This window comes from Hydrocoleum sp. CS-953, from assembly GCF_002260545.1.
GTDB lineage: Bacteria > Cyanobacteriota > Cyanobacteriia > Cyanobacteriales > Microcoleaceae > Trichodesmium.
In genome coordinates, this window is sequence record NZ_LGSU01000237.1 from 1 (window position 1) to 2,518 (window position 2,518).

The 2,518-nt window shown below is 36.2% G+C and carries 1 protein-coding gene and 3 pseudogenes; 1 reads left to right on the forward strand and 3 read right to left on the reverse strand.

Going from position 1 to position 2,518, the window contains the following annotated elements; all coding sequences use genetic code 11:
• Positions 1 to 43: 43 nt before the first annotated feature.
• From AFK68_RS02025 to AFK68_RS02030, 3 genes and pseudogenes are all read right to left on the reverse strand, one after another.
• Positions 44 to 235: pseudogene (locus AFK68_RS02025) on the reverse strand (NAD-dependent dehydratase); the annotation flags it as partial.
• 392 nt (positions 236 to 627) lie between these two features.
• Positions 628 to 858 (reverse strand): hypothetical protein, encoded by a 231-nt coding sequence (locus AFK68_RS44080; RefSeq protein ID WP_371357199.1) that lies wholly within the window; start codon positions 856 to 858, stop codon positions 628 to 630.
• Positions 806 to 1,189, reverse strand: a pseudogene (locus AFK68_RS02030) (CpcT/CpeT family chromophore lyase). The gene AFK68_RS44080 and the pseudogene AFK68_RS02030 overlap by 53 nt, the downstream one beginning before the upstream one ends.
• A gap of 949 nt (positions 1,190 to 2,138) precedes the next feature.
• On the opposite strand from AFK68_RS02030, the pseudogene AFK68_RS43805 reads away from it, so the two are divergent.
• A pseudogene (locus AFK68_RS43805) lies at positions 2,139 to 2,518 on the forward strand (collagen-like protein); the annotation flags it as partial.

The window sequence follows — 2,518 nt, forward strand, 5'->3', positions numbered from 1 at the left end:
CCTATTGCCCCTATCCAAAAACGTATCCAACGTTGGAAAGACCTGTTAGGTCTTTCCAACGTTGGATACGTTTTTGGATAGGGGCAATAGGTGTGAGGGTTTCCACTTGAATTTCCATATCCCAGTGTCGCCGAACCATACTATCTAGGATCCCTACTTCATAACCCTTACTAGAAAGATAAAGAGCGGTTGCCCAACCGCAGTAGCCATCGCCACCAATTACTAGGACTTTCATAAATTTACTTTGAATCTTGCTTACTGATATTCGGTTAATGTACCAGGTCTTGGCAATTTTTGACACTCTCTGGTTAAATCAAAGGTTTGTTGCGTACCGAAAGTCCAACCTTAGACCAGGGAAGGTGTCGCATAATTCCACAAGAAAGACATTTAACATGATGTTATTGATTTGCTGAGGCCAAATTAAAGGTTTCATGTCACGCCAGCAAAGAGTCTGAAAATCAAATTGCGAAATTATTTCCTTTCAGATTCAATGGGTAAATCTATGATATGCTTTTTATTTCTAAATGCCTCATGCTCCTAATTTCAACAATATTTTTATACCTATTTTCCAAAAAATCTTTCTACTAAAATTATTATGTGAAACTATAACTTAGAGATTTGTACTTATCAGCTCCAACTATCACTAGCAAAAAACTTAACGTAGCAAAATTTTATGAAATTCGTCTGACAACTTGTGGGTAAGATATACCAACCGATGACAGGGAAATGTCGAATTGTAACTTGATCGGCAAAGGTAGTCCAACAGATAAATTCAAAAAGTCCAGCGATCGCTCCCCATACCTGTTTATCTATGTTCAGGCTCACATTCTGTGTCATGGCTAATAAATTTCTGTTCATCTATCTCAGAGTGACTGTTGAGATAGGTAGTTTTCTCTTTCTGGACTACGGTACAAGCTTTTCCTGGTTCTACCTCACCTCTAAAACTATTACCTGTCCATTTTTTAATAAAAGTACAGCCTGGTAATTTTTTAATTTGTTATTTTTTGAGGTTTTCTAGGCGTTGGGGGTTGCGGGCACCTCCATAAAATTCTTCTTCTTCAATGGCGTAGTTTTCAATATCTATATGTTTTTTTGAAGAGAATAATTTCAGTTTATTGAGGGTAATTTCATCAGCTTGCTCTAGATCAAGGGTAAGTCCATTGAGCAGTTGATATGCAAGTGGACGCATATAGACGCGAATATGGGCAAAAAAAAGGGGTGGGCGATCAAAAGCTTATTCTTGGTTACTGAAGTCAGGAGCTAACCAACGTGCCAAGGTAGCCAAAGTAGTAATGTCTATTGAGTAGGTCATTTTGATTGAGTGTAAATTTAGGATTTCAAGTTCAAAATAAAATTTTAAATTAATTAGTTAAATGTTTTCGGACTAATTTTGACAGCTTACAAGAAATTTTTATTTTGAGCAGAAGTAGTAGAATTTTAGTTTCTAGTAATTCCAATAAAGTAGGCAAATATCAACCCNCTTATTCTTGGTTACTGAAGTCAGGAGCTAACCAACGTGCCAAGGTAGCCAAAGTAGTAATGTCTATTGAGTAGGTCATTTTGATTGAGTGTAAATTTAGGATTTCAAGTTCAAAATAAAATTTTAAATTAATTAGTTAAATGTATTGATTTTTTCAGGAGGGAACTTTATAAAAAATCAAACGTCTTTATATTTATTTTTCAGTTTTTTGCTACTTAAATGTTTTTTGAACCGTTATTTTTTGTCATATCTTTAAGTTTTGTATTTTGCATTTTTTTATATAAAGAAAAGTTAAGAATATTTGATGGAATTTATGTGGATAGTAAGTAAACTATTTGGACTAAGAGTAATTATAATCCAGAATGGGATTTGATGGTTTGGTATTCAGGAAACTACTATTAAAAATGGGTTTTAGAGCAAAATTAGTTTTTAAGTTTTTGAATATGGCATCTATTTCAATCTCAGTTAAGTATGAAGAATTTAAAGGTTTTGCTTCACAAAAAATTTAGGTTTATAGAGAGAAAGTATTTGGCCAGTTAAACAGTTTGTAACTCATTAGATTTGCCTAGTATTTTGATAGCTAGATCACAAATTTTTTATTCTCAAAAGTGAAATTCTCACTTATAATCTTGGAAAAATTACTTTCTTGAGAAAAGAAATGGTATTCAACATAGAAGCAGAAGCAATAGAAGCATTTCAAATTTCTCCGTTATTACCAGATTTAACATCAGCGTTTCCTGCAACTCTTGATACTTTGGTACCAACTGGACAACCAGCACAAATACCAGGCGTTGAGTTCGTTCCTGGGCCAGACGTTCCCGTTACTCAATTGGTTGAGGTTCCATTACCCATAATACCTGGTCCTCCCGGTGCAACTGGTCCTGTGGGTCCTGCGGGTTCTCCTGGAGCTACTGGTCCCGTAGGTCCCATTGGTCCTGCGGGTTCTCCTGGAGCTCCTGGTCCTGTAGGTCCCATTGGTCCTGAAGGTCCTGTAGGTGCAACTGGTGCCCCTGGTCCCGCTGGTGTTCCCGGTCCTGT